This is a genomic window from Synechococcus sp. RS9902 (assembly GCF_014279635.1).
In the GTDB taxonomy this organism is placed as follows: domain Bacteria; phylum Cyanobacteriota; class Cyanobacteriia; order PCC-6307; family Cyanobiaceae; genus Parasynechococcus.
Genome location: NZ_CP047949.1, coordinates 905,872 through 928,248, shown reverse-complemented (window position 1 = coordinate 928,248; position 22,377 = coordinate 905,872). Strand labels below are relative to the sequence as shown.

Genomic DNA, 22,377 nt, shown 5'->3' with positions numbered 1-22,377 from the left:
CTCAGCTGGGGAGGGGTTCGGTGCAGACAGCCTCAATCACGGAGGTGATCAGCCCGTCATCGCCGGCAGGCTGCCACTGGGCACGAAAACGCGGCAAACCATTCACCTGTTTGTCGCGATACAGCTCCTGGGAGCAGTCCAGCTGCATCACATAGAGCTCGCCGGAGGGCTGATCTCCGTCTTCAGTGGCCGCTGGGGTGAACCGGCTGAGCACGGTTCGGTATCCATCCCGATCGATGCGCACACTGCCGCGATCCCACCACTGCTGGCCCGCGTCGGTGGCAGGCACCTCAATCCATTCCACGGGGCCCGCCAGCACGGGGGCGACCCAACAGACCAAGGCCAGGATCAGAACACAACCAGCTCGGATCATGCGCTGGTGAGCTCCATCGGTTTGCAGCCGTGCAGGCGCAGAAGATTGGCCAGGGTGGAGCGCAGCTGGGTGCGGGGAACGATCGTGTCCACGAAGCCGTGCTCCTGCAGATATTCAGCCGTCTGGAAATTGTCGGGCAGCTTCTCCCGCAGGGTCTGCTCGATCACCCGGCGCCCAGCAAAACCAATCAACGCCTTCGGTTCCGCCAGGATCAGATCGCCCAGCATGGCGAAACTGGCGGTCACACCCCCCGTGGTGGGGTGGGTGAGCAAGGGCATGTAGAGCAGCTCGGCTTCGCGGTGGCGTTCCAGCGCGCCGGAGATCTTCGCCATCTGCATCAGGCTGAGCATCCCCTCCTGCATCCGGGCACCGCCGGAGGCACAAACGATGAGCAGCGGCAACTTGCGGGCGGTGGACTCCTCGATCAGACGGGTAATTTTCTCCCCGACCACCGAGCCCATCGATCCCCCCATGAAGCGGAAGTCCATCGCTGCCAGGCCCATGGGGATGCCTTCCACCCGGCAGAGCCCGGTGACGACACCATCCCGCAGCCCCGTCGAGGCCTGACTTTCCCTCAGCCGGTCGGCGTAGGCGCGCCGGTCTTTGAATCCGAGGGGATCCACCGGTGACAGATCCGCATTCAGCACCTGGAAGCTGTCGGGGTCCGCAATCAGTGCGATGCGCTCAGCACTGTCGATCCGGTGGTGATGGCCGCAGTTGGCGCAAACACTGGCATTGAGTTTCAGGTCTTTGAGATAGACGACCTGACCACACTCCGGGCATTTGCTCCACAGCCCATCGCCTTCATCGGGTTCCTGCTTGACGTTGGCGACGTACTGACCCTTGCGGCGATCAGCAAACCAATCGAACAGAGACACACAGGGCCGTCAGCTCACACCATTAAAAGCCGGACTGGGAAGAGACGCTGGGGAATCAAGCGCCCAACAGCATCACCCAGGTGCTCCACCACCACTGCGGACCGGTCAACCAGACCAGCCAGATGCCCAAGGCAATGAAGGGACCGAAGGGGAACGGTTCCCTGGGGCCCAACCGGCCGCTGAGACGAGCGGTGCTTCCGACCAAGGCTCCCGAGACAACCGCAAGGGCCATCGCCGCTGCGATGCCCCCGGGGCCCAGCCATGCCCCACCCAGCGCCGCCAACTTGGCATCTCCCAGGCCCAGCGCAGGCTGTCCCAACAACCGTTCGGCCAGGGAACTGAGGCCTTCCAACAGCAGCAGGGCCAGCACCACTCCCCAGCGGCACAGGGGCTCCGGCAGCCAAAGGTGATCCAGATCGATCAACACCAGCGGCAACAGCAGCGCGATCAGGGGGAAACCAGCCCAGGGGAGCCAGAGATCAGGCAGCCCCCCACCAGCACCAGGCCACACCAACAGCGCCGAGATCCAGAGGCCGGCACTCAGGGCCTCCACAGCGGGGTAACGCCAGCTGATCGCTGCATCACAGTCGCGGCAGCGGCCCCTCAGCCGCAGCCAACCCAGCAGCGGGAGATTGTCATGCCAGCGGATGGCATGGCCGCATTTGGGGCAGTGGCTGCCGGGAAAGACCACCGATTCCTGGCGGGGCAAGCGCCCAGCAGGCCGGTCCAAGCCAGGATCAACCCTTCCATCGGGTCCGACCACGGCTCGTGCGCCCCCGGATCAGATCGATGGCAATGAACTCTTCGTCCGGCAGAAGAACAGGGGTCTCGAAGACCACGCGGCCATCAGGTTCCCGCGGATCCACCACCACACCAAGAGGCTCCTGCCCCGCAGGAGTGCTGGAGAGATAGGTGAAATAAATGCGACGGGCCTGGGCGATCAGCGAGCGGCTGTCAATGCGATCCCAGCGGGGAGATGAGGGCGCCCCCGAGGCTCCGCGGATTTCAAAGGAGGGCGTTGACAAAGAAATAGAGCCCACCTGATCACTCAGATGGGCCCATTGTAGAGACGATTTTTGGTAGGAGAAGCGATCAGCTGAGCTTGTTCTTCTCTTCGATCATGCGGTGAATGATCGGAGTGAGGATCAGTTCCATGGCGAAGCCCATCTTGCCGCCGTTCACCACGATGCTGGTGGGGCTGGACATGAAGGAATCGTGGATCATGTTCAGCAAGTAACCGAAGTCGATCCCCCACTTCTCACGAGCACCCTTGCGGAAGTGAATGATCACAAAGCTTTCATCCGGGGTCGGGATGTTCCGGCAGATGAAGGGGTTGGAGGTGTCCACGGTGGGAACACGCTGGAAGTTGATGTCTGTCTGGCTGAACTGCGGGCAGATGTGATTGATGTAATCAGGCATCCGACGGAGGATCGTGTCAACGATCGCTTCGGCGGAATAACCACGCTCAGCGTTGTCGCGGTGGATCTTCTGAATCCACTCGAGGTTGGTGATCGGCACCACACCCACCAGGAGGTCGGCCAGGGCGGCCACGTCGTAGCCATCGCCCTTCACACCGCCATGGAGACCTTCGTAGAACAGCACGTCAGTGCCGGTCGGGATGTCCTCCCAAGGCGTGAACTGGCCCGGCTCGAGGTTGACGCCAAGACGGGCGTTGTGTTCAGCCGCTTCTTCAACGCTGTGGAGGTAGTAGCGCTTCTGACCAGCACCGGTTTCGCCATAGGTGCGGAACAGTTCCTCGAGCTTGTCGAAGAGGTTGGCCTCAGGGCCGAAGTGGGAGAAGTTCTCACCCTTGGCCAGGGCATCCGCCATGGCCTGTTTCATGGGCATCCGCTCGTAGCGGTGGTAGCTGTCGCCTTCCACCACTGCAGGGGTAATGCCTTCCCTCGCAAAGATGTGCTCGAAGGCGCGCTTGACGGTGCTGGTTCCAGCTCCGGAAGAACCGGTAACAGCGACAACCGGATGACGCTTCGACATCGACGCAGGGACTACGGGCCCGGCGATCCTGCCAGATCAGGGCCCGATTGCACCAATCTCTGGCTTACAGAGCTTTGAGCAATTGCTCACCCATGGCCCGACAACCCAGCTGGGTGCAGCCTTCTGCCATGAGATCACCGGTGCGGAAGCCACCGGCCAGAACGGCATCGACAGCGGCCTCAAGATCATCGGCAGCCGCGGCCTGTTTGAGACCGATGCGCAGCATCATTGCGGCCGACAGCACCATGGCCATGGGATTGGCCTTGTCCTGAAGGGCGATGTCGGGGGCTGAACCGTGCACAGGCTCAAACAAACCAGGGCCCTCACTGCCGAGGGAGGCGGAGGGCAGCATGCCGATGGAGCCGGTGAGCATCGCCGCCTCATCGCTGAGGATGTCGCCGAAGAGGTTGCCGGTGAGCAGCACATCGAACTGGCGGGGATCACGCACCAGCTGCATCGCCGCGTTGTCCACATACATGTGACTCACCTCCACAGCGCCGTAGCTGGGCGCCATGGCATCCACGCGGTCCCGCCAGAGCTGGCTCACATCGAGCACATTCGCCTTGTCCACCGAGCAGAGCCGGCCCCGCCGCTCCTGGGCGATCTCAAAGGCCACCTTCGCGATCCGATCCACCTCCGAGGCGGAGTAAGTCATGGTGTTGAAGCCGCGCTCGTCTGCCTCGGTCTGGATGCGTCCCTTGGGCTGCCCGAAGTAGATCCCCCCGGTGAGTTCCCGCACCACCATCAGGTCCACCCCCTCGATCACCTCACGCTTGAGGCTGCTGGCATCGATGAGGGCCGGAACAATCTTCACCGGCCGCAGATTGGCGAACAGCTCCATGCCGGCGCGCAGGCCAAGCAGGCCGGTTTCCGGCCGTTTCTCGCGGGGAAGGCTGTCGAAACGGGGGCTGCCGATGGCGGCCAGCAACACCGCATCGGCTGCCTTGCAGGCTTCGAGGGTGCTGGCGGGCAGCGGCTCACCGGTGGCGTCAATGGCGCTACCGCCAATGGGCTGTTCCTCGAAGCTCAGCGAAAAGCCATGGCGCTGGCTCACCACCTCCAGCAGCTGGCGGGCGACAGCGGTGATCTCGGGGCCGATGCCATCACCGGGCAGGAGAACAACGCGGTGCTGAGCCATGACGGTGCGGTGCGGCAGGTCGACCGCTGAGGTTACTGAGGGGTGTCCCGCTTGAGCTCCCGCAGGGTCTTGGCCATCTCCGGCAGCTTGCTGAAGGTGGTGGCGCATCGCAGCCAGAGGCGATTCGGAATCGCAGGAAAACCACTCACCACCTCACCGGGAGCCACATCAGCGTGAATGCCGCTCTTGGAGCTGGCGATGGCGCGATCGCCCACGACAACACGATTGGCGACCCCCACCTGGCCCGCCAGGATCACCCCCTGGCCGATGTGGGCGCCGCCGGCGATGCCCACCTGGGAGGCGAAGGCACAGCCACGGCCAGTGGTGACGCCATGGCCGATCTGTACCAGGTTGTCGATCTTGGTGCCGGCACCAATGCGGGTCTCGCCAACGGAAGGGCGATCAATGGTGGTGCCGCTACCCACCTCAACGCCGTCTTCAAGAACCACCTGGCCGGTCTGCGGCATTTTTCGCCAGCCCTTCGCCGTCGGCACAAAGCCGAACCCTTCGGAGCCGACAACGGCATTGGAGTTCACCACACAGCCACGCCCGAGACGGCTGCCGGGGTGGAGCACGGCATTGGCGTGCAGCTCGCAGCCATCACCCACCACCACGTTGTCGTAGATCACCACCCCGGGATGAACGATGCAGTCGGCGCCAAGACGGCTTCCCTCCCCGATGCAGACCCGCGGGCCCACCGCTGTGCCGGGGCCCACCACAGCCCGTTCATCGATCACCGCCGAAGGGTGAATCTCTGCCAAGGGCCGGCGGCGGGGATGCAACTGATCGAGGGCTTCAGCAAAGGCCAGACGCGGATCCGCGAAAACCGCAAAGGCGATGCCACGCTGCGATGCCAGATCAATCAGATCCTGTTGATCGGGCAGCAACAGAGCACCCACGCCGCTGGCGCCCAAGGCCGCGGTGAGGGCGTTGCCCTTCTCCAGAAAGCTGAGCTGGGCGGCTGAGGCCTGATCGAGTGAAGCGGCACCCTCAAGCCATGGGTCCAAGCCTGGCTGGCTCCAACGCAGGCCTGCATCACCGGTCTGCAGAACCTTGATCAGGGTGCTGAAACGCATGGAGGCCAGGGCAGTCCGGCGGATCGTAGACGTGGTTAACGGCTGCGAAGCACCAGACCATCGCGATGCACCACCACCGGGGAGGACTCCCCCGGCGATGGGTCATTCATCGCGGCCCGCAACTGGTCGCTGTCCATCGAACAGAGGCCACGGCCCAGGTCCTCCCCATCGGGGTCCAGCAACTGAACGGGTTGATTGGCGGCGAAGTCACCCCGCACCGCCGTCACACCCACCAGCAGCAGAGACGCACCACGGTGCTGCAGCGCAGCACAGGCCCCCGCATCCAGCTGCAGTTCACCCTCAGGCCGCAGCACGTGGGCCAGCCAACTGCGTCGGTTGCCCAGGGGTTCGGGGTGGGGATGGAACACCGTCCCCCCCCGTTCGCCCAACAACAAAGCCTCGAGGCGTGCAGGATCGCGGCCATCGGCGAGCTGCACGGTGATGCCACTGGCGGTGGCAATGCGGGCTGCCGACAGCTTCGTGGTCATGCCGCCGGTGCCCCAGCGCCCCCCGTCACCGGCCCCCTGTTCCAAGAAGTCCAGCTCCCGAGGGTGGCGAACATCCGAGATCGGTTCGGCGTTGGCATCAACCCGCGGATCCGAGGAATAGAGGCGATCAACATCCGTGAGCAGGATCAGTTGCTGGGCTTCAACGGCGGCGGCCACCAACGCCGAGAGGGTGTCGTTGTCGCCGAAGCGCAACTCCGCCGGCGAGAGGGCATCGTTCTCGTTGATCACCGGCAGCACCCCCCAGCTCAGCAGCTGCCGCAAGGTGCCCGAAGCGTTCTGATAACGACGCCGATCGGCCAGGTCGGAGCGGGTCAACAGCACCTGCGCCACGGAACGACCATGGCGTTCCATGGCCCGTTCGTACAGCGCCATCAGCGCGCCCTGGCCGATGGCTGCAGCCGCCTGCAGGGCCACCACCGTGTCGGGTCGGTTGGTGAGGGCCAACTTCTGGCAGCCCAGGCCAACGGCACCACTGGTGACCAGCACCACCTGGTCACCGCGGTCCATGGCCCCTGCAAAGCAGCGGGCGTAGCCATCAATCGTGGTGGCGGTCTCCCCCCGAAGCAGGCTGGTGCCGATTTTCACGACCCACAGGGTCATGCTGAAGGCGCCCCCATCACGCGGGCCATGGCGCGTTCAAACCGCTGAACACGGTCATGGCGGCAGGGCTTGCCGTCGTCTCGAACCGGTCGAACCAACACCGTGTAAAGCCCCATCCGGTTGCCGCAGAGCACATCCGTGAACAAGCGGTCGCCGATCATCGCGATCGCCTCCGGGGGCAGCGCGAGATCGCGAACCACGTTGCGCAGGGCACCACGGCGGGGCTTGCCGGCACCAAAGGTGAAGCCGACCTGCAACTGATCAGCAACGGCAGCAATCCGGTCACGGGAGGGGTTGTTGCTGAACAGATGCAACTGCAGGCGGCGGCCGGCATCCACCAGCCAGTCGCGCACCGGCCCTGGCAGGGTCACGTCACGACCGGGCAGAAGGGTGCGGTCAACGTCGATCACAGCGGCCTTCAGGCCATGGGCCGTGAGGTGAGGCAGCGAAAGCTGGGCAATGGTGAGGTGGGGATCCCAATCGGGGGTCAACCAGTGCTGTGCCGTCAATCCGGCCATTCACGCTCCTCCAGTTCCGCCTCAATCAGGGGTTGAACGCGGTCGAGCTCATCGTCGCTCAGCAGCACCGCCTGGCCATCCACCATCCGCACCAACACCAGGAATGGATCAAGGGGGATGTAGAGGCCGTACTCCTCCGCGTCGACCATGAAGCTCACCAGCAGCTCAAAGGTCTCGGCGTCCTCATCAACGTCGTCGTCCTCTTCCAGCTCGTCGAGCTCGTCCTGATCCGGCTCCTCCAGTTCGCCACTGACGGTGAGGGTGATCGCCGATCGCACCAGCACCAGGTCGTGCTCCTGGAGCACCACATCAGCCACCGAAAGAATCGGCTCGCTGCTGGCAACTTCCGTAATCGGCACCGGCTCTGCATCGTTATTAAGCCGAAACAGCGACACCGGTGTGTCGACCGGCGAGAGCAGGGCGTAGTCCTGCCCCTCGATGGGGATCAGATGCTCGAGGAAGCACAGCAGGTCATGGCCCTCGCGGTCGCGGACCAGCAGGGTGGGGTGATCACTGCTCTTACCGGGGCCCGACTCAGACATCGACGCGGCTCTGACTGGGCTCAGGATCCACCATCGCCCGCCCCGGCGCCCGACCTTGACGCACTCTGTTGGGCCGGTTTGAGCTCCGGACCCTCCGCCAGCCATTGCTCCAGCAGCAGGGCAGCGGCTGCACTGTCCAGACGTCCGCTGCGATCGCCCGTCAGCCCGAACTGTTCACCGGCCGCCCAGGTGCTGCTGTGTTCATTCACCCAGGCCAGGGGCAGATCGAGGGCGGCAGCCAGGCGCAGGCCGTAACGCTGGCAATGCTCCGCCTGGGCCGTGGGCTGGCCCGCGGCATCCAGAGGCAAACCCACCACAAGCCCCTGCACCGACCGTTCACGGCAGTGGGCCCGCAGAACGACCAGATCCGCATCAAAGCGACCACGACGCAGGGCAGCGAGGGGCGTGACACTGATGCCCAGGGCATCGCAGCCGGCCAGGCCGATGCGCCGCCGGCCCACATCGAGGCTGAGGATCGAACAGGGACGCGGCCGCATCAGTGCCGATCACCCAGGCTTGGTGTGGGCAAGGGTGTGCCCTGGGGCCGCAATCGGCCCAGCACCTGATCGAGCGATCGGGTCAGCTGCAGGTTGCGCTGGGGTGACTGACGCCGCCACATGCTGCGTCCGAGCAGCAGCTGCTCGTCGCCGCGGGTCCAGCCCTCCGCCTCCAGGATCCGGCTGAGGGGGGCATCGTCAAAGGCCGTGAGCAGTCCGCGGGGGCGGCCGCGCTGAAGGATCCCGTCCAAAACCTGAGGAAGGGCCTGATCCAGCCGGGGATCCCAGGCGACGTCGCGCATCAGTTCCAGGAACCCTGCCTCTCCCGCATCGGGAAGGCGGATGCAGCCCGCCAACACAGCATCTCCAGCCATCAGCACGCCGCAGCCGGGGCCGTTACGGTCCAGCAGATCCAGCCAATGGCGGTCGGTGATCTGACGCAGATGGCTGTGGCTGCCGCCCTGCTCGATCGGCCAGAGCAACTGGGCGGTGCGGCGGTTCAAGGCCGCCCAGCGCAGACCCCCTGGCAACGGATCGGTGCCATTTGGATCAACCCCAGCCCCTGGTGGACACCAGCACTGATACGGACGAAGCGGTTGAAAGCCCAGCTCCCGCAGCAGGGCAATGGCATCGGCATCGGTGGCCGGGCAGCGGATCACCCAGCTGCAGATCTGAGCAGTCCACGACTGCAGAGCCTGCTGAAGCAGGGACTGCTGGATGGTGCGATGGCTGTGATCGTCCAGCGGGCCCAGCAGCTCCGGCAGATGAAGGATCCAGCAGCTGCCGCGGCGGTTGAACGGCCGGGCCACCACACTGGCCACCGGGCGATCCCCCGCGAGGGCCATCAGGCAACGGGGCGAACGGCTGGGGAGCAGATCGGGGAAACGTTGCTCAACTCTCGAGAGCCATTCACCGATCAGAAAGCCCTGAAACCGTGAGAGCTGATCGATCGGCGCGTCCTGAACCCACTGGGCCAGGTGGGCTGGATTGAGGGGCTCAATGCGGATGGAGGTGGTCTTGGGTTCTGTCACCGGACTTCCTCCAACCCCAACTGCTCACAATGTATCGCTCATTCCAGGCCTGGCCGCACCAACACCAGGGGGGTGCGCTCATTGGCATTGCCGGCGGGATTGGGACGCAGGGCCCGGCCCAGCAAGCCCTCATCACAGCCGGGGCTGGAGGCCAGCACCTTCACTCGGCCGAGGTCGTTGACGTCAACGATGGCAACGTCGACCCCGAGTTCGGCAGAAGCATCACGACAGAACTGCTCAGCCCGGGATGGCCCCAGAACAATGGTCTGGTCATAGGGCGGTGTGGTGCCGGTGATGTCGTCGATCAAGCGAGCCTGGTCCCCGGCGAGGCGATAGAAGCCACCGGGGATGCCCACCAGCTTCATCAGCAGCCCCCCCAGCCAGGCGGCCAGCACCCGGGTGGGCCCCACCAGATCGATCAAGGTCTGCATGCCGCAGGCCGTGGCCAGGCTGCTGGTGGGGTGAAACACACGGCAAGCCAGGCGCGCCACCATGCCGGGTTCCACCTCACTGGGATGGCGGTAGCGACCCTGGATCACAGCCACGGGGGTCTCGCCGATGGTGAGGATGTCGCCGGGCTGCACCAGATCGGCGGCGTAAGTGCGCAGGACGTCGATGGCGTCATCCAGGGGGCCGAGCAGGTGGGTGCGCAACGGCAAGACGCGGCAGCCTTCCCCCTGGCGGAAGTGGGCTTGATCGGGCTGCAGGGGTTGGGGACAGCTCAAGGGCACCAGCACGCCCTGACGGCGCTGCAGGCGACCGAAGGGTCCGTAATTCACCCAGTGGGCATCCACCCAGAGGCTGTCGACCCGAGCTGATGGGGTCGGGCCGGTGATCTCGATCGAGACCCGGGCACGCGTGGTTTTGCGACCTTTGACGATGTAAGCCGCCCAGTAGCCGTCTGCGCGGGTCTCCTCGTCGGGATGGTCGGCAATGATCCGCGTTGTCACCTCCAGGCCGGCGGGATCAGAGGCCCCCAACAGCACGGGCTCGACCCGCAGCTCCGGCACAAAAATCTCCATGCGGGGATGAGGGTTGCTGATCTCCAGCACACCCTCGATGCGGAGCCGCCCGCCCAGATCATCAACCCGCCAGTCGCGCGGGGTCATCCGCAACGGTGAGGCCGGCCTGAGGCGATGGCGGAGCTCCAGCCAGGCCACAGCAAGTCCTAGGCCGAGCGGAGCAAGCAGCAGCGACACAGCGGATCCGGCTCAGCGACCGGGACAACTGGCCGGCAGCGTAGGCGCCACGGCGGTGGGCGTCTCAGTTGGCGGTGACTTCGATGTTCACTTCGTTGAAGCTGCCTTCCTGGTCAATGCGTCCCAGATCCGGAGCGGGAAGACCGGTGGAGGCGCTGATGGCTTCGTTGATCGCCGCGAGAGGAACCTGACCGATCTGGTCGAGCACAACCCGGCCATCGGTGCCGATCACCACCACCTGCGGAATGGTTCCCGACCAATAGGTGGCTGGATCACCCGCGCCCAAGGATTCACGGCCCTGCAGAGGATCGGTGGAGAGGGGAAGCAGATCGATGCTGCGGCCCCAAAGCCGTTGCAGTTCCGACACCACCGGAGCGAAGCGTTTGCTCACGGCGCTGTCGTCCAGGTAGTAGACGATCACGGCTGTGCGTCCCTCAGCGAGGGACTCCTCCAGGGTGCTGGCAGGAGGAACCAACGAGCCATTGCCGGCGTAGAGGGCATAGATGTTGCCGTCGTAGCTGTCGCTGTTCAACACAGCGGCGGCTGGTGCGACATGGAGCAGCAGCGCGATCGAAACGGTGATCAGACAGCGCACCAAAGCAAGCATCAAGCCGAAGCAGCGGATCGCCATTGTGGACCCAGGGGCCTAACCGCGGCCGAAGCTGCGTCCCATGCCCTGGGCAATGCCCCGCCCCACCAGACCGATGGCGCGCCCCAGCACCTGGGTGAGCAGGATCACGGCAAGGTCGCCGATGCGGCGCACCAGGGCCTGCACCTGGGGTGCGAGGGCATCCCGGGCCTCCAGGACTAAGGCCACCTGCCGCTGCCACCAACCCAGCTGATTGAGCTCCTTGTCGCGGGGCTCCGTCAGCAGCAGCGGTTCGATGCGACCGGAGCGCAACTGAAACAGGGTGCGCTGGCTTTCGTAGAGCTGAATGGGGCGCTCCACCCAATCCGCCCAGCGCAGCTGGGTGTTCAAGCGATTCCTGAGCCGGTCGAGTTCCCGGGTGGCCAGGAGGGGGTCCCGCAACAGGTAACGGCGCAGCTCCGGCCAGTCACCACAGGCATCAAGCAATTCGGCACCAATCAGTTCCGCCGTTCTCACCAGCCAATTGCTCACCAGGGTTTCCAGTTGCAGGAAAGCCCGCGGGTCATCGGCCGGCAGCAGCAGGCCGTTCACCAGCATCGGTTGATCGGCCACCAGCGGTGCCAGCATTCCGGTTGGATCGGGCAGCTCACCGTCTGCACCGGTGAGGTCAGCACGGCTGAGCAGCGAAGCCACCACCGGCTGCAGCTCTCCGTCGCAAGGGATCTGGACGTAACTGCCGGCCAGGGCGGTGAGGGCCTGCTGGCGCAACTCGGGCTGCAACGAATCCCAGGCCTGAGCGATCGCCGTGCCGTCCTGGCGGCTGCGCAGGCGCTGAAGGACCTGATCAAGCTGTTGCAACAGGGCCAGCAGCAACTCCCGGCGGCGATCCGGGTGCAGCCCCTCAATCGCCAGCAGACGGCCGGTGGAATTGGTCAATCCAGCCTGAACCGATGCATCGATGCGGTCACGGATGGCATCCCATACGGCAACGGCATTGCGTTCGCGCAGGCTGATCGCCGTGGTGGTGGGTGATCCATCGCTGGACACGGAGGGGCCCAGGGGTTCTGCATGCTCAAGGCCCATCTGCAGTGGACCCCAGAGCCAGAGCAGCAAGCCCTTGGCGAAGCGCAATTCGCGGCGGCGCCCCTGCAGCAGCAGGAACAGCAAGGGCTGCTCCGGGGGCGGATTGAGCAGGGCCTCCACCCGTTGCAGCTCGCGGCTCACCTGCTGCAGGCCACTCACCAGCAACCACTGGCCCAAACCCATGGTCTGCTGCTGGCTTGGCGTCTCCGGCGCAGCCTCCAGGCGAATGTCCCTGCCGCCCTGCAGCAGGGTTTCGATGGCGTTCTGCAGGCCCTGGGCATCGACGTTCTGCAGCAGGCCGGCCGCTGGCAGCTCCAGCAGCTGCTCCCGCGACAGGCGTAGTTCGCTGGGCAGCAGCAGCAGAACCGGGGCGGGCTGCCAACGCTCCTGCAGGGCGAAGAGCTCCTGCTGAAGCGATGCCAATGAAGCCACGGTGTCGATCGACCAGATCACCAACGCCGGGGCACCCGTCAGGCGCTCAGGGCGAAGCACCACCTCCCAATCGTCCCGGGCGGAGGTGAGTTTCAGCGCCAGCGACTCCCCGAGCAGATCCGGAGCGAGCAGCAACATCCGCACCGGCGAAGGGGAGACCAAGGGTTGAACCCGAAACAGTTGGGCTCAAGGTAACGAGCTTCTGCTCAGTTCTCCAGGGTGCGCCGGCCGTTCAATTGCAGGGTGTACGACTCGATGCGAAAGCCGGTGCGCTGTTCGATCTGACGCAACAGGTCGTCGGGGAGAACAACGTCGATGTCTTCGATCGAACCGCTGTCCAGACAGGTGAGATGGCTGTGGGGATCACTGCGGTAGCCGTAGAGGCGACCACTGGCGCGGTCGAGACACTCGATCACCCCAGCCGACTGCAGGGCTTCGAGGTTCTGATACACCGAGGTGTGGCCGATGCTGCGGCCCCTCAGATTCAGTTGTTCAAAGATGTCGCGAGCGCTGAGGTGGCTCTTCTCGCTCCAAAGCAGGTCGAGCACCATGCGCCGCTGACGGCTGAGACGCATGCCCAGCCGCCGGCACTGCTCAAACACCTCCTGCAAGCTGCCCGCGGGGGACGGCGTGCTGCTCTTGCCAGCGGCTGCACTTACCACAGAAGGTGCATTCTGCTTCAACCATAAGGCCCTAGGCCAGCTCAGGCGATGTCTGCCGCCACGGCGGTGACGTCTTGAAGCCTTGCCTCGCCCAACGCGGCGATGGCCTCCGCCAGGTCAACACGGCCGTCATAGAGGGCTCGGCCAACGATCACCCCAGTCACACCAAGGGGCTCCAGGGGCAGGAGCGAGAGGAGGTCGGCCATGCAGCCGATGCCCCCGGAGGCGATCACCGGAACGGCGCTGCACTGCGCCATGGTTCGCAGGGCCTCCAGGTTGGGGCCGGCGAGGGTGCCATCGGTGGCGATGTCGGTGGTGATGATCGCCGCGATGCCGGCGGCACTGAACTGCTTGGCCAGATCGGTGGCCAGAACATCGCTCTGCTCGATCCAGCCCCGGGTGGCCACGCGGCCATCGTTGGCATCAATGCCCACCACGATGCGGCCGGGATGGCGTTGGGCCAACTCCTGAACCAACTCCGGCTGTTCAATCGCCACCGTGCCGAGGATGACCCGATCCAGGCCACAGGCGATCAATTCTTCGGCGCGCTCGAGCGAGCGCACACCACCACCGAGCTGAACAGGGATGTCGAGGGCGGCGGTGATGGCCCGCACCGCTGCGTCATTGATCGGCTCACCCCGTTTGGCGCCATCGAGATCCACCAGGTGCAAACGGGTTGCCCCCTGGCTCTGCCAGCTGAGGGCCTGCGCCACAGGATCCTCACTGAATCGGGTCACCTGGTCGTAATCCCCCTGGTGAAGCCGAACACAGGCTCCATCGAGCAAATCAATGGCGGGAATGATCTCCATCGGGGTCGGACCAGAGACCCTCCATCCTGCAGCGCCACGCTTCAATGGCTGCGCTTTTCGGGCCCAAGTGCATGAAGATCCTGGTGATGGGGGGAACCCGCTTCGTGGGCAGGCCCCTGGTGGCCCGCCTGCAGGCCCAGGGCCATGCACTCACCCTGTTCACCCGCGGCAAGAACCCCGTCCCCGCCGGCGTGGAACACCTGTGTGGCGATCGCAGCAGCGATGAAGGTCTCAGCGCGCTGCAGGGCCGCAGCTTCGATGTGATCGTCGACAGCTCCGGACGCAAGCAGGAGGACAGCAGCCGCGTGGTGGCCATCACCGGGGCCCCCAGCCATCGCTTTGTGTATGTGAGCTCAGCCGGGGTGTACGCCGATTCGGAGCAGTGGCCCCTGGATGAATCCAGCCCCACCGATCCCCAGAGCCGTCACGCCGGCAAGGCCGACACCGAGTCCTGGCTGCGCAAGGAAGGCATCCCCTTCACCAGCTTCCGGCCCACCTACATCTATGGACCGGGCAACTACAACCCGGTGGAACGCTGGTTCTTCGATCGCATCGTTCACAACCGCCCGATTCCGCTGCCCGGTGACGGCAGCACGATCACCCAACTGGGCCATGTGGAGGATCTGGCGGAAGCGATGGCCCGTTGCATCGAGGTGGATGCTGCCGCCAATCGCATCTACAACTGCTCCGGCAAGCAGGGCATCAGCTTCAGGGGCCTGATCCGCGCCGCCGCCGTGGCCTGCGGCCGCGATCCCGATGGCCTCGAACTGCGCAGCTTCAACCCCAGCGACCTGGACCCCAAGGCGCGTAAGGCCTTCCCGCTGCGGCTCAATCACTTCCTTACCGACATCACCCGGGTGGAACGCGAACTGGCCTGGCAACCCAGCTTCGACCTGGCGAAGGGTCTGGCCGACAGCTACAGCAACGACTACGCCCTGAACCCAACCGCAGCGCCAGACTTCAGTTCTGACGAGGCGCTGATCGGGGCGTGATGTAGCCCAGAGCTGAGCTCAGAGCCAGGGCGAGGGAGGGCCAGAACAGCCACCAGCCGAGGCTCTGAAGCCCGGCAGCAGCGATCCAGCCGGAGGGCCAGAGCATCAGCAGCAGGCTGAGGAACTGAAGGATTGTCTTGGCTTTGCCCGACAGCGAAGCCGGCCCACCATCACTGGCCTGAGACCGCCAACCCGAGATCAGCAATTCACGGGCCAGCAACAACCAAACCGCCCAGAGCGGCAGCACAGCCGACGACGCCAGCCAGAGCAACGGTGCCGCGATCAGCACCTTATCGGTGAGGGGGTCGAGGCGAGCGCCCCAGCTGCTGCCACCCCCGGCGCGCCGGGCCAGCCAGCCATCGGCTGCATCACTGAACCCGGCCAGCAGCAGCAACCACCAGGCCCAGCCCTGCCAGCCGAACTGCAGGGCAAGGATCAGCGGGAAACCGGCAACGGCTCGTGCCACGGTGAGCCCGTTGGCAATCGAACGCAAAGACAGAAACAACGCTCAGAATGTGAGGAGCTGAACCTTGATCATGGTCCTGCAGCTGACGGTGGCTGATGTGATGACCCAGCCGGTGCTGACGGTCACGCCCGACACCCCGTTGCAGCAGGCTGTGCAGATGATCAGCGACCATCATGTGGGTGGTTTGCCGGTGGTGAATGCAGAGGGTCGTCTGATCGGCGAGCTGACGGAGCAGGATCTGATGGTGCGGGAGAGCGGTGTGGATGCCGGCCCCTACGTGATGCTGTTGGACAGCGTGATCTACCTGCGCAATCCCTTGAACTGGGACAAACAGGTGCACCAGGTGCTCGGCACCAAGGTGAGCGATCTGATGCGCAAGGACTCCCACAGCTGCGATACGGCGTTAGCGCTGCCCAAGGCGGCATCCCAACTGCATGAACGGGGCACGCAACGCCTGTTTGTTCTGGACGGCAACCAATGCCCTGTCGGCGTGATCACCCGGGGCGACGTGGTGCGTGCCCTCGCCTCTCATCAAGACGGCTGATTCAACTCATCCTTCGCTCCCCCTTTCCAGGCCGATGCTGCGCTCCTTACTCATGGCCTGTGTGCTGGTGGTTGTTCCCCTGCAAGGCCACGCCAACCCCACGGCCGAGACCGAGGAAATGGATTTCCTGGACTTGGTGGATGGCGAGGGCAACGTGCTGATCCAGGCCCGAGGCGTTGATGCCGTTAACGCCGAAGCCCGGGCCCAAGGCCTTGCTTTTCCGGCTCTGGGGTACTGGTCTGTTGAGGTGCACTGCTTTGTGAAACCTGCTCCAGGCGACTGCAACGGTGTGTTCAAGCGCTAGGGGCGTTCCGCGGTTTGCGATGCCGGAGCAGGCAGCACGCGGTTATCCACGCGCAACGGCGAAAACAACACGAGGTTGCCCGCCACCAGTCCGGCGGTGACAACAACAGCCGCGAGAACCTCTAAGCCTTCCGATGTTTTGGCTTGCATGCTTCAAGCATGCGCCGCTGGGTTGCCCATGGCGAGGCCTTGTTTGGCTTTCAACGTGTGCGAGCAAACGGAGTCAGTTGATACGTCAACCGTCGAACCAGGAGCGTTACGACGGAACAGTTGATGCGCCCAATCCTGTGTCGCTCATCTCACGATTTCACGACGACACAGGTGATGTGCCTCCGATCAAGTTCGAGACAGGGCATCAGGGAAAGGAGGCAGAACGCCTGACTCGATTCATCTGGAATCAAGTGATTCAACTGCTGCTGGCTGGCAAGGAGTTAGAAGCCAACTCTCTGTTGGAAGAATTTGATGAACCACCGCTTTGGGACGACCCACTCGACTGACAAGCCATGGGAACGCCACTCACGCAATGGCTTCAGCTGGTGGGCTGGGTGCTGCTCGCCACAACCCTGATTTGCCTGAGTGCAACCGGTGTTTTCTGAATTGAGTGATTGGATCAAAACCCTCACCAGCCATCAATCTGACCTGCAAAATCAGTGATTAATAACATCGGAATTAATCCGGTATGACTTGCTACATCGATCCCGAAGTCTTCCTTGAATGCATCAGCAGCGCCATCCAATTGGATTTTTGATTGATGCATCATTGATTGAACCAATGGCCTCGTATCAAATCACGATCACCACATCGGAAGGCTCCTCCAGCTTTGCCTGTGCCGACGATCAGTACATCCTTGATGCTGCAGAGGAAGCTGGTGCTGATCTGCCCTATTCATGCCGAGCTGGTGCCTGCTCCACCTGCGCTGGCAAGCTCTCGAGTGGCTCTCTGGATCAGTCGGATCAGAGCTTTTTGGACGATGAACAAATCGCCAAAGGCTTTGCCCTGCTTTGCGTGGCTTACCCAACAAGTGATTGTCAGATCAAAGGAGAAGCCGAAGAAGACCTCTGAGCTGACCAACCCCATCTTCGAGGTTCATGTCCGAAGACTCCCGCCGGGGAACAATCAACGCCTGTTCCCCTTTTTTGGGCCAGCTCAATTCATTCCATTCAGCAACCACCTGATTCGCCCAGAGTGAAGTCACCAGGAATAAGTGCCCAATGCCGCCATGGCTCTCCCGTTGATTGCACCTGCGAGGAGCGGCGAAGCCACCTTTCAAGGGTGTGGCTTGCCTTGCCAAAGCAAGGCAAGCCGCCAGGCTTAGACACCAAAGAAAGCAAGGACTGCTTCTAGGGCTCCGAGACCCAACAGAAAAACACCAGCAAGCAAGGCAAAGTCTTTTTTGGAGTTAGCCACAGATGCAACGGTTGCTCCGACGAACGCCAACAGGACGAACCTAAAGAGAATCGGAAGTGCAAACATTGCGGAGGATGTACATCTCCGATGAGTTATGTAAACCCGCTGCGGTGCAGGGAGTTAACGGCTCGATACCAACGTTGAGTTACTTAATTCCTCTCAAAGGAGACAATCAGGATCAGGAAAGGCAACCCTCCTAAAAACTGCTCTGGCTCTGCCCAGCGAAGCGGCCCGCGTAGTGCTCTTCACCATCCATGCGCTGAAAGATGAACTGGCAGATCAGCGTGCCCGGCACCACCGCCAGCGGAGCCGGACCAAAGTTGCTCATTTCCAGCACCTGCTGACTGTCGATCCCCGGCCCCATGAACGGTGCACTGATGTGCACCATCAGCCCCAGGCGAGCAAAGCGACTGCGGCCCTCAAGCCAACCGCAAAGACCTGCGCCGAGCCTGATCCGTTCGCGGGTGATCCCCAGCACGGTCTCCCCCGGCATGATCAAGATGTGCCCGCCATCAGGGATCTCCAGCTTGTCGGTGCATTCGCGGTAGTCGGTGTGATCGCGCACTTCGATCACTTCATGCACCTTGCGAAACACCCGAAACGTGGAGCCGAGGGTGAGATCCACCGATGCCGGCCCAACATGGTCGGCATTGAAGGGCGTGATCGCGATCAGGCCGTCGTCAACCGCTTGAAGAATGGCCTGACGTCCAAGCACCGCCATGGGTCAATCCCTTGCTGGGCCATGAGTATGGACGCCTCAGACGCCATGGTGCTCAAACAGAACCGTTGACCGTTCTGACTCGCTCAGCTCGGCAGCATCTTGCTTCTGAGGCTGCTCAAGCGGTGGAGCATCGGGAAGCCGGAAAGCTTTTTCAAGATCTATCTTGATGGCACCAAAGGGGTAGGTCATAAAAAAAAGGACCGCCCACAGCCCCCTCGAAACGACTTGACGACGCATCCCTGCGCCTCCGTTACATTAGTCCACAAAGTTTTGTAACTAGAGTCGTGGCTTTCACCACCCAAGACCTGCTCATCGCATTCGGCAGCTTCGGAATGGCCCTGTTCGCCTTGAACCTTTACAAGTTGACCAAGCCGGCCAACGGCTGATCAGGCAGTGAAAAACCCCGCCTTACGACGGGGTGATTTCTTGTCGGGAGATAGACAGCGACAACATCAGAACCCCGAGGCTGTCGACAATTCGATATCAGAACTTCCTCGGGTAAGGAGGTGTTCCTGCCATCTCAACGTTGATCTCCCGGCAGATGTTCATCCATGCCCCCAATCCGAAGTTCACGCCATTGGGGCCATCGATGAATTCCTGGAATTCCTCTGCAGTGATTCCCTCTCGGACTTCCCAGATGCAAAAGGCGGGTCCCTCAGGGCCAATGGGACAAAACGAATGGTTGTAGAACCCCGCTTCCAGGTTTTTGGCTACAGCCTCATCCCAACCACCACCTGGCGCCATCGCCGCTTGTGCTGTCTCCCACCACTGCTGGGCTTTCCCAGCGCGGAACTCATGATGAACGTGGAAAAATTTTGATGCCATTACGGATAAAGCGTGGGAGTGGATGGAAGAGCGGCCATCAAAAGATCCGCCGCCCTTCTGAATGCGAGCACCGCTCGTGAATCAACCAGCGATGTTGACCCCTTCCTTGGTCACGATCTCGACAACCTTGCCCATATCACTGAGGTCCTTCTGGTTCGCCTTAAGGCTCTTGAAGACAGACTCAACGCCGCCAGGCTGGCCGACCATGACGTAACGGCAGAAGTCACCGTTGGGGGTAGGGGCATGGACCACACCGGCTTTGACCTGATAGCAACCGCCAGTTCCCACAACGGTTGGCTGGCCATTGATGTTGAGGTTCAACTCTCCTTCCAGCACCAGATAGGTTTCGTCCCAGGCATGGGTATGGGGAGGTTGACCGACTCCGCCAGGGGTCGCGAACTCAGCAACGCTGTACTTCCCATCGGTTTGCTCAGCGGTGAGACGCAGGGTGATGGAATCACCAAGAACGTTGCAGACATCGGGCTTCTTCTGAAACAGACCAAACATGGGATCAGCACAAATGCGTCGTCAGCTTCTCAGCTTTTTTCTACGAAGGACGTTTTGCTGCCGACTGCTGACTGATTCTTTTGGCTGCGTTGCCGACTGTCCGTGCAGCATCAACGTTCAATCTTTTGGTTATGGGCGGTCAGCAGGTTCAATCACCCTTGCCTGAGCAGCCTCAGATCGGACATTTGAAAACGCTGAGCCGGCGCCCCTCATCCGTTTGAACATGGTCTGACTGGACGCAACCCAGCTCTGCTGGCGGCATTCGAGACCCGATGTGGGTCGTGAAACGCTCGGTGCTCTTCGCCCCAGTCGCCAACACCAGCGCACAAGCAGCGAGTGAGAGGAGAGCCGTAAGCAGCACTCGCATCCGCAGGCCATCAGAAGTAACTCTAGTCTGCTCAGTAAACCCATCGGTGGTGGGCCCCAGAGAAAAAATGCCTTCTTAGGCTTGGCGAGGGAGAGCGCGCCGATGGACAACACCAGAGAGCCGGCTGGTCATCTCAGCGCGATCATCGCGATCGGCCTGTTGCTAATTGGCCTCGTTGTCTTTGGAGTGGTCCAACAGAAAGCCTCGAGCCATCAAGCAGAACTCACAAAGGGCTTTGAAGCATGCATGGAGAGCGCACCCTTCAAACAGGCTCTAAAGGTGCCGCGGCCAGAAGCTGTGCTTACGAACGAGCAACTCCAGGCCAACTTTGATGCCTTTGATCAGATGCTCAAAGAAACAGGTTTACCGCCAATCTGGAATGGCAAAACCTTGGTGCCTTGGAAGGAGTTCCACAAAAGCTCGATTGAATTTGCAAGCCAATGCCATGGCCAGCTGGGCATCGATCAGCCTCAACGGCAATTGAAGGGCACCTACGCCAAACCCGTCTGGGATCCGAACTCTTCCATCTGGCGGCAGACTGATTGATGAACACGCGTCGGTTCAAAGGGCTCTACCTGCAAGCCACCGGTGATCCCTGCTGCTTTTCTTTTGTGACCTACACACCACAAACCAGAGAACAAATGCTGGCTTGTGGGGATCTGGATGAAAGCGAAGAATATTTCAATCCAGTGATTTTTGATTTCCTGTTGTTCGCCTCAGAGGCTGCCCTTGGAGCACCAGCTGGCAACCCCTTCCCCATCACCTACGACGACGTTTCAATCATCACATCAAGGCAAAGAGGCTCAGGCATTCAGCACGAATATCTGATCAGACTCTCAGACCAAGACTGGAATGCGGCGAAACAGTCTGCAGCGGATCAACTCCAAGAGGTGTTATCGAGTGAGCGATGGAATGGAGCTCAGCTCAGGGATTCGCGCGATTGAAACAGCATCAGACCGCCGAGGGACAGCCGAGTCCTTTAGCTTGCCGGCTTCAACAGCCCGTCCAATGATTCCAGAGCCCCACGAGCCCTTTGACATCAACCGCAAGGAGGACTCGATCTTCCTGCTGGGTTCCATGTTCACTGTCATCTTCCTCTTCCTGCTCTAAAGAGAAAAGACTTAACCTCAGCATCAATTAAAAAGCACCTGCTCGTGTTGAACAGGTGCTTTTTTGCTTTTTTTTGATATCAAAGAACCACTAGTTACCAGTTCAACCTCAGCGGCGCGGCAGGCTCACTTGATACATTGTGTCATCAGCTGGTTTCCACTGAACAAGGTGGAGCCGGTCGATCTTGTTGTTGTCCAAACAATCCCAGATCGTGGCTCCAGAAAGTGTTGCCATGGACCACACATCGCCCTGACTTTTCATCTGCTTGCGGTTGCGATCTTTCCATTCCGTCCAGTTGATTTGTGGGTAGGAGCCAACCTGCTCACTCAGAATCACCACCGTGAATTCCACCGAACGCGAACCAAGACCGGCCGGAACTCTAAGTTGCTGAACCGCAATTCCCTGGCTCAGCCCACGGGTTTACGCCAGATCCGCCACACCAGCCAGCCCGTCACCCCGAGCCAAAGGAACGCCACAGCCGAAAGGATCGGCACGACGATCAGATAGCTCCACACCCCCAGAGCCACCCAGGCGAGCAGAGACGTGATCAACGCCTTCTGAAAGTTGTTGGCCTTGGCGAGACGTTGCTGCAAAAGAGATCTCACGCTGTTGCTCGATGCTCCATCCCTTCCTCTAGCCACGGATGCCCTCAGCGACCGCAACGCTGAAGCCCTCCTGGATCCAGAGGCGGAGGGAATAAGGCGAACCATGCAGCCATGCCGCGGCCCCGTCCGAGGCGATGGTCACGTTCGCCAGTCCACCGCCCAGCCCCACACCCGCTGCCTTCAACACCGCCTCCTTCGCCGTCCAGGCCTGAATCAGCGTCCAATGCTCCAGGCAGTCCGTCGCTTCAGCGGCCGAGGCAAACATGCGCCGCGTCAGCAGGTCAGATGCCACACGCAACGGCCGGTCCAGCGCCTCCACATCAATGCCAATCGGATCTGGCCCCACCACGCCGATGCTGAGGGATCCGGTGTTGGAAATGCTGTGGTGCAGCGGGGAATTGCGCAGCTGCGGCTTGCCGTAGATCGTGCGGCCGATGTCGTCCGCAGCAACCATCTGGCCTGCATCGGCGAACAGCCGGCAGGTGAGGCTGTCGCTCAAGGCCCGCTGCTCAGCGCGCGTTGGGGGCTGAGCGAGATGGGCCACCAACACCCGACGTTGCGTGCTGGGGATCGACCACCAAGACCAATCGGCATCCAAG

34 protein-coding genes are annotated in these 22,377 nt (G+C 62.3%); 7 read left to right on the top strand and 27 right to left on the bottom strand.

Features of this window, described 5'->3' with window-relative positions:
• Nucleotide 1: 1 nt before the first annotated feature.
• The 17 genes from SynRS9902_RS04880 to hisA all read right to left on the bottom strand — a co-directional run bounded on the left by SynRS9902_RS04880 (nt 2) and on the right by hisA (nt 13,931).
• Nucleotides 2–373 (bottom strand): hypothetical protein, encoded by a 372-nt coding sequence (locus SynRS9902_RS04880; protein ID WP_186510181.1) that lies wholly within the window; start codon nt 371–373, stop codon nt 2–4.
• A complete protein-coding gene (gene accD / locus SynRS9902_RS04875; RefSeq protein WP_115081815.1) occupies nt 370–1,251 on the bottom strand; it encodes an acetyl-CoA carboxylase, carboxyltransferase subunit beta in 882 nt (293 codons plus the stop codon). The genes SynRS9902_RS04880 and accD overlap by 4 nt, the downstream gene beginning before the upstream one ends.
• A 55-nt stretch (nt 1,252–1,306) precedes the next feature.
• Nucleotides 1,307–2,014: an A24 family peptidase gene (locus SynRS9902_RS04870; protein WP_186510180.1), complete on the bottom strand. Its 708-nt coding sequence runs from the start codon at nt 2,012–2,014 to the stop codon at nt 1,307–1,309.
• Nucleotides 1,989–2,276: a hypothetical protein gene (locus tag SynRS9902_RS04865; RefSeq protein WP_186510179.1), complete on the bottom strand. Its 288-nt coding sequence runs from the start codon at nt 2,274–2,276 to the stop codon at nt 1,989–1,991. The genes SynRS9902_RS04870 and SynRS9902_RS04865 overlap by 26 nt, the downstream gene beginning before the upstream one ends.
• 67 nt (nt 2,277–2,343) lie before the next feature.
• Complete coding sequence (locus SynRS9902_RS04860; RefSeq protein WP_186510178.1) at nt 2,344–3,246, bottom strand: phosphoribulokinase; 903 nt, start codon at nt 3,244–3,246, stop codon at nt 2,344–2,346.
• Nucleotides 3,247–3,310: 64 nt separating this feature from the next.
• Entirely contained in the window at nt 3,311–4,384 is a 1,074-nt protein-coding gene (leuB, locus tag SynRS9902_RS04855; RefSeq protein WP_186510177.1) for a 3-isopropylmalate dehydrogenase, read from the bottom strand.
• Nucleotides 4,385–4,416: 32 nt separating this feature from the next.
• Nucleotides 4,417–5,460 carry a UDP-3-O-(3-hydroxymyristoyl)glucosamine N-acyltransferase gene (gene lpxD / locus SynRS9902_RS04850; protein WP_186510176.1) on the bottom strand — a complete coding sequence of 348 codons (1,044 nt, stop codon included), beginning with the start codon at nt 5,458–5,460 and terminating at the stop codon, nt 4,417–4,419.
• A gap of 35 nt (nt 5,461–5,495) precedes the next feature.
• Nucleotides 5,496–6,569: a glutamate 5-kinase gene (proB, locus tag SynRS9902_RS04845; RefSeq protein WP_186510175.1), complete on the bottom strand. Its 1,074-nt coding sequence runs from the start codon at nt 6,567–6,569 to the stop codon at nt 5,496–5,498.
• Nucleotides 6,566–7,087, bottom strand: coding sequence for a YqeG family HAD IIIA-type phosphatase (locus tag SynRS9902_RS04840; protein WP_186510174.1), 522 nt, complete (start codon nt 7,085–7,087; stop codon nt 6,566–6,568). The genes proB and SynRS9902_RS04840 overlap by 4 nt, the downstream gene beginning before the upstream one ends.
• Nucleotides 7,075–7,629, bottom strand: a complete 555-nt coding sequence (locus tag SynRS9902_RS04835) for a DUF3727 domain-containing protein (protein ID WP_186510173.1) — start codon at nt 7,627–7,629, stop codon at nt 7,075–7,077. Before SynRS9902_RS04835 ends, SynRS9902_RS04840 begins: the two co-directional genes overlap by 13 nt.
• Before the next feature lie 20 nt (nt 7,630–7,649).
• The gene (ruvX, locus tag SynRS9902_RS04830) at nt 7,650–8,126 is read right to left on the bottom strand and encodes a Holliday junction resolvase RuvX (RefSeq protein WP_115132089.1); all 477 of its coding nucleotides are present in this window, start codon (nt 8,124–8,126) and stop codon (nt 7,650–7,652) included.
• On the bottom strand, nt 8,126–9,157 hold the full coding sequence (locus tag SynRS9902_RS04825) for a hypothetical protein (protein WP_186510172.1): 1,032 nt from the start codon (nt 9,155–9,157) through the stop codon (nt 8,126–8,128). The genes ruvX and SynRS9902_RS04825 overlap by 1 nt, the downstream gene beginning before the upstream one ends.
• A gap of 38 nt (nt 9,158–9,195) precedes the next feature.
• Complete coding sequence (locus SynRS9902_RS04820) at nt 9,196–10,356, bottom strand: F420-0:Gamma-glutamyl ligase (protein ID WP_186510171.1); 1,161 nt, start codon at nt 10,354–10,356, stop codon at nt 9,196–9,198.
• Between the two features lie 64 nt (nt 10,357–10,420).
• Nucleotides 10,421–10,987, bottom strand: coding sequence for a thylakoid membrane photosystem I accumulation factor (locus SynRS9902_RS04815; protein ID WP_186510170.1), 567 nt, complete (start codon nt 10,985–10,987; stop codon nt 10,421–10,423).
• A 15-nt stretch (nt 10,988–11,002) separates the two neighbouring features.
• Nucleotides 11,003–12,598: a DUF3685 domain-containing protein gene (locus tag SynRS9902_RS04810; RefSeq protein ID WP_186510525.1), complete on the bottom strand. Its 1,596-nt coding sequence runs from the start codon at nt 12,596–12,598 to the stop codon at nt 11,003–11,005.
• 68 nt (nt 12,599–12,666) lie between these two features.
• Entirely contained in the window at nt 12,667–13,035 is a 369-nt protein-coding gene (locus SynRS9902_RS04805) for a Fur family transcriptional regulator (protein WP_226424454.1), read from the bottom strand.
• Between the two features lie 128 nt (nt 13,036–13,163).
• The gene (hisA, locus tag SynRS9902_RS04800; protein WP_114987937.1) at nt 13,164–13,931 is read right to left on the bottom strand and encodes a 1-(5-phosphoribosyl)-5-[(5-phosphoribosylamino)methylideneamino]imidazole-4-carboxamide isomerase; all 768 of its coding nucleotides are present in this window, start codon (nt 13,929–13,931) and stop codon (nt 13,164–13,166) included.
• A 71-nt stretch (nt 13,932–14,002) separates the two neighbouring features.
• On the opposite strand from hisA, the gene SynRS9902_RS04795 reads away from it, so the two are divergent.
• Complete coding sequence (locus SynRS9902_RS04795; RefSeq protein ID WP_186510524.1) at nt 14,003–14,923, top strand: NAD-dependent epimerase/dehydratase family protein; 921 nt, start codon at nt 14,003–14,005, stop codon at nt 14,921–14,923.
• Here SynRS9902_RS04795 and SynRS9902_RS04790 read toward each other — a convergent pair.
• The gene (locus SynRS9902_RS04790; protein ID WP_186510169.1) at nt 14,892–15,428 is read right to left on the bottom strand and encodes a CDP-alcohol phosphatidyltransferase family protein; all 537 of its coding nucleotides are present in this window, start codon (nt 15,426–15,428) and stop codon (nt 14,892–14,894) included. The genes SynRS9902_RS04795 and SynRS9902_RS04790 overlap by 32 nt on opposite strands.
• A 31-nt stretch (nt 15,429–15,459) precedes the next feature.
• On the opposite strand from SynRS9902_RS04790, the gene SynRS9902_RS04785 reads away from it, so the two are divergent.
• Together SynRS9902_RS04785 and SynRS9902_RS04780 are read left to right on the top strand one after the other, a co-directional pair.
• Nucleotides 15,460–15,933 carry a CBS domain-containing protein gene (locus SynRS9902_RS04785; protein WP_186510168.1) on the top strand — a complete coding sequence of 158 codons (474 nt, stop codon included), beginning with the start codon at nt 15,460–15,462 and terminating at the stop codon, nt 15,931–15,933.
• A 34-nt stretch (nt 15,934–15,967) separates the two neighbouring features.
• Nucleotides 15,968–16,237 carry a hypothetical protein gene (locus SynRS9902_RS04780; protein WP_186510167.1) on the top strand — a complete coding sequence of 90 codons (270 nt, stop codon included), beginning with the start codon at nt 15,968–15,970 and terminating at the stop codon, nt 16,235–16,237.
• Here SynRS9902_RS04780 and SynRS9902_RS13505 read toward each other — a convergent pair.
• The gene (locus SynRS9902_RS13505; RefSeq protein ID WP_186513271.1) at nt 16,234–16,386 is read right to left on the bottom strand and encodes a hypothetical protein; all 153 of its coding nucleotides are present in this window, start codon (nt 16,384–16,386) and stop codon (nt 16,234–16,236) included. The two genes, SynRS9902_RS04780 and SynRS9902_RS13505, sit on opposite strands and share 4 nt — an antisense overlap.
• Before the next feature lie 137 nt (nt 16,387–16,523).
• On the opposite strand from SynRS9902_RS13505, the gene SynRS9902_RS13500 reads away from it, so the two are divergent.
• On the top strand, nt 16,524–16,733 hold the full coding sequence (locus tag SynRS9902_RS13500; RefSeq protein WP_114987942.1) for a hypothetical protein: 210 nt from the start codon (nt 16,524–16,526) through the stop codon (nt 16,731–16,733).
• A 122-nt stretch (nt 16,734–16,855) separates the two neighbouring features.
• Here the strand turns inward: SynRS9902_RS13500 and SynRS9902_RS04770 are convergent, their stop codons facing one another.
• Nucleotides 16,856–16,996, bottom strand: coding sequence for a hypothetical protein (locus tag SynRS9902_RS04770; RefSeq protein ID WP_186510165.1), 141 nt, complete (start codon nt 16,994–16,996; stop codon nt 16,856–16,858).
• 11 nt (nt 16,997–17,007) lie between these two features.
• On the opposite strand from SynRS9902_RS04770, the gene SynRS9902_RS04765 reads away from it, so the two are divergent.
• A complete protein-coding gene (locus tag SynRS9902_RS04765) occupies nt 17,008–17,298 on the top strand; it encodes a 2Fe-2S iron-sulfur cluster-binding protein (protein ID WP_025362165.1) in 291 nt (96 codons plus the stop codon).
• A 541-nt stretch (nt 17,299–17,839) separates the two neighbouring features.
• On the opposite strand, the gene dcd is transcribed toward SynRS9902_RS04765, so the two are convergent.
• The 4 genes from dcd to SynRS9902_RS04745 form a co-directional block, all read right to left on the bottom strand.
• Entirely contained in the window at nt 17,840–18,364 is a 525-nt protein-coding gene (gene dcd, locus SynRS9902_RS04760; RefSeq protein ID WP_186510164.1) for a dCTP deaminase, read from the bottom strand.
• 36 nt (nt 18,365–18,400) lie between these two features.
• Entirely contained in the window at nt 18,401–18,601 is a 201-nt protein-coding gene (locus SynRS9902_RS04755) for a hypothetical protein (RefSeq protein ID WP_186510163.1), read from the bottom strand.
• Between the two features lie 246 nt (nt 18,602–18,847).
• Nucleotides 18,848–19,189 (bottom strand): hypothetical protein, encoded by a 342-nt coding sequence (locus SynRS9902_RS04750; RefSeq protein ID WP_038023460.1) that lies wholly within the window; start codon nt 19,187–19,189, stop codon nt 18,848–18,850.
• An 81-nt stretch (nt 19,190–19,270) separates the two neighbouring features.
• Nucleotides 19,271–19,696: a cupin domain-containing protein gene (locus SynRS9902_RS04745; RefSeq protein ID WP_186510162.1), complete on the bottom strand. Its 426-nt coding sequence runs from the start codon at nt 19,694–19,696 to the stop codon at nt 19,271–19,273.
• Nucleotides 19,697–20,165: 469 nt separating this feature from the next.
• Between SynRS9902_RS04745 and SynRS9902_RS04740 the strand changes: the two genes are divergently transcribed.
• A complete protein-coding gene (locus tag SynRS9902_RS04740) occupies nt 20,166–20,609 on the top strand; it encodes a hypothetical protein (RefSeq protein WP_186510161.1) in 444 nt (147 codons plus the stop codon).
• Nucleotides 20,609–21,007 carry a hypothetical protein gene (locus SynRS9902_RS04735; RefSeq protein WP_186510160.1) on the top strand — a complete coding sequence of 133 codons (399 nt, stop codon included), beginning with the start codon at nt 20,609–20,611 and terminating at the stop codon, nt 21,005–21,007. The genes SynRS9902_RS04740 and SynRS9902_RS04735 overlap by 1 nt, the downstream gene beginning before the upstream one ends.
• Before the next feature lie 274 nt (nt 21,008–21,281).
• On the opposite strand, the gene SynRS9902_RS04730 is transcribed toward SynRS9902_RS04735, so the two are convergent.
• From SynRS9902_RS04730 to SynRS9902_RS04720, 3 genes are read right to left on the bottom strand one after another with little or no spacing between them, the layout of a single operon-like run.
• The gene (locus SynRS9902_RS04730; RefSeq protein WP_186510159.1) at nt 21,282–21,524 is read right to left on the bottom strand and encodes a hypothetical protein; all 243 of its coding nucleotides are present in this window, start codon (nt 21,522–21,524) and stop codon (nt 21,282–21,284) included.
• Nucleotides 21,525–21,580: 56 nt separating this feature from the next.
• Nucleotides 21,581–21,766 carry a hypothetical protein gene (locus SynRS9902_RS04725; RefSeq protein WP_115009445.1) on the bottom strand — a complete coding sequence of 62 codons (186 nt, stop codon included), beginning with the start codon at nt 21,764–21,766 and terminating at the stop codon, nt 21,581–21,583.
• Between the two features lie 40 nt (nt 21,767–21,806).
• Entirely contained in the window at nt 21,807–22,376 is a 570-nt protein-coding gene (locus SynRS9902_RS04720) for a 4'-phosphopantetheinyl transferase superfamily protein (RefSeq protein ID WP_186510158.1), read from the bottom strand.
• Nucleotide 22,377 lies beyond the last annotated feature (1 nt).

Coding starts and splice junctions, on each gene's coding strand:
- SynRS9902_RS04880 (WP_186510181.1), bottom strand. CDS start 373: ATGATCCGAGCTGGTTGTGTTCTGATCCTGGCCTTGGTCTGTTGGGTC.
- SynRS9902_RS04860 (WP_186510178.1), bottom strand. CDS start 3,246: ATGTCGAAGCGTCATCCGGTTGTCGCTGTTACCGGTTCTTCCGGAGCT.
- leuB (WP_186510177.1), bottom strand. CDS start 4,384: ATGGCTCAGCACCGCGTTGTTCTCCTGCCCGGTGATGGCATCGGCCCC.
- lpxD (WP_186510176.1), bottom strand. CDS start 5,460: ATGCGTTTCAGCACCCTGATCAAGGTTCTGCAGACCGGTGATGCAGGC.
- proB (WP_186510175.1), bottom strand. CDS start 6,569: ATGACCCTGTGGGTCGTGAAAATCGGCACCAGCCTGCTTCGGGGGGAG.
- SynRS9902_RS04840 (WP_186510174.1), bottom strand. CDS start 7,087: ATGGCCGGATTGACGGCACAGCACTGGTTGACCCCCGATTGGGATCCC.
- SynRS9902_RS04835 (WP_186510173.1), bottom strand. CDS start 7,629: ATGTCTGAGTCGGGCCCCGGTAAGAGCAGTGATCACCCCACCCTGCTG.
- ruvX (WP_115132089.1), bottom strand. CDS start 8,126: ATGCGGCCGCGTCCCTGTTCGATCCTCAGCCTCGATGTGGGCCGGCGG.
- SynRS9902_RS04815 (WP_186510170.1), bottom strand. CDS start 10,987: ATGGCGATCCGCTGCTTCGGCTTGATGCTTGCTTTGGTGCGCTGTCTG.
- SynRS9902_RS04810 (WP_186510525.1), bottom strand. CDS start 12,598: ATGTTGCTGCTCGCTCCGGATCTGCTCGGGGAGTCGCTGGCGCTGAAA.
- SynRS9902_RS04805 (WP_226424454.1), bottom strand. CDS start 13,035: ATGCGTCTCAGCCGTCAGCGGCGCATGGTGCTCGACCTGCTTTGGAGC.
- hisA (WP_114987937.1), bottom strand. CDS start 13,931: ATGGAGATCATTCCCGCCATTGATTTGCTCGATGGAGCCTGTGTTCGG.
- SynRS9902_RS04795 (WP_186510524.1), top strand. CDS start 14,003: ATGAAGATCCTGGTGATGGGGGGAACCCGCTTCGTGGGCAGGCCCCTG.
- SynRS9902_RS04785 (WP_186510168.1), top strand. CDS start 15,460: ATGGTCCTGCAGCTGACGGTGGCTGATGTGATGACCCAGCCGGTGCTG.
- SynRS9902_RS04780 (WP_186510167.1), top strand. CDS start 15,968: ATGCTGCGCTCCTTACTCATGGCCTGTGTGCTGGTGGTTGTTCCCCTG.
- SynRS9902_RS13505 (WP_186513271.1), bottom strand. CDS start 16,386: ATGCAAGCCAAAACATCGGAAGGCTTAGAGGTTCTCGCGGCTGTTGTT.
- SynRS9902_RS04770 (WP_186510165.1), bottom strand. CDS start 16,996: ATGATGCATCAATCAAAAATCCAATTGGATGGCGCTGCTGATGCATTC.
- SynRS9902_RS04765 (WP_025362165.1), top strand. CDS start 17,008: ATGGCCTCGTATCAAATCACGATCACCACATCGGAAGGCTCCTCCAGC.
- dcd (WP_186510164.1), bottom strand. CDS start 18,364: ATGGCGGTGCTTGGACGTCAGGCCATTCTTCAAGCGGTTGACGACGGC.
- SynRS9902_RS04755 (WP_186510163.1), bottom strand. CDS start 18,601: ATGCGTCGTCAAGTCGTTTCGAGGGGGCTGTGGGCGGTCCTTTTTTTT.
- SynRS9902_RS04750 (WP_038023460.1), bottom strand. CDS start 19,189: ATGGCATCAAAATTTTTCCACGTTCATCATGAGTTCCGCGCTGGGAAA.
- SynRS9902_RS04745 (WP_186510162.1), bottom strand. CDS start 19,696: ATGTTTGGTCTGTTTCAGAAGAAGCCCGATGTCTGCAACGTTCTTGGT.
- SynRS9902_RS04740 (WP_186510161.1), top strand. CDS start 20,166: ATGGACAACACCAGAGAGCCGGCTGGTCATCTCAGCGCGATCATCGCG.
- SynRS9902_RS04735 (WP_186510160.1), top strand. CDS start 20,609: ATGAACACGCGTCGGTTCAAAGGGCTCTACCTGCAAGCCACCGGTGAT.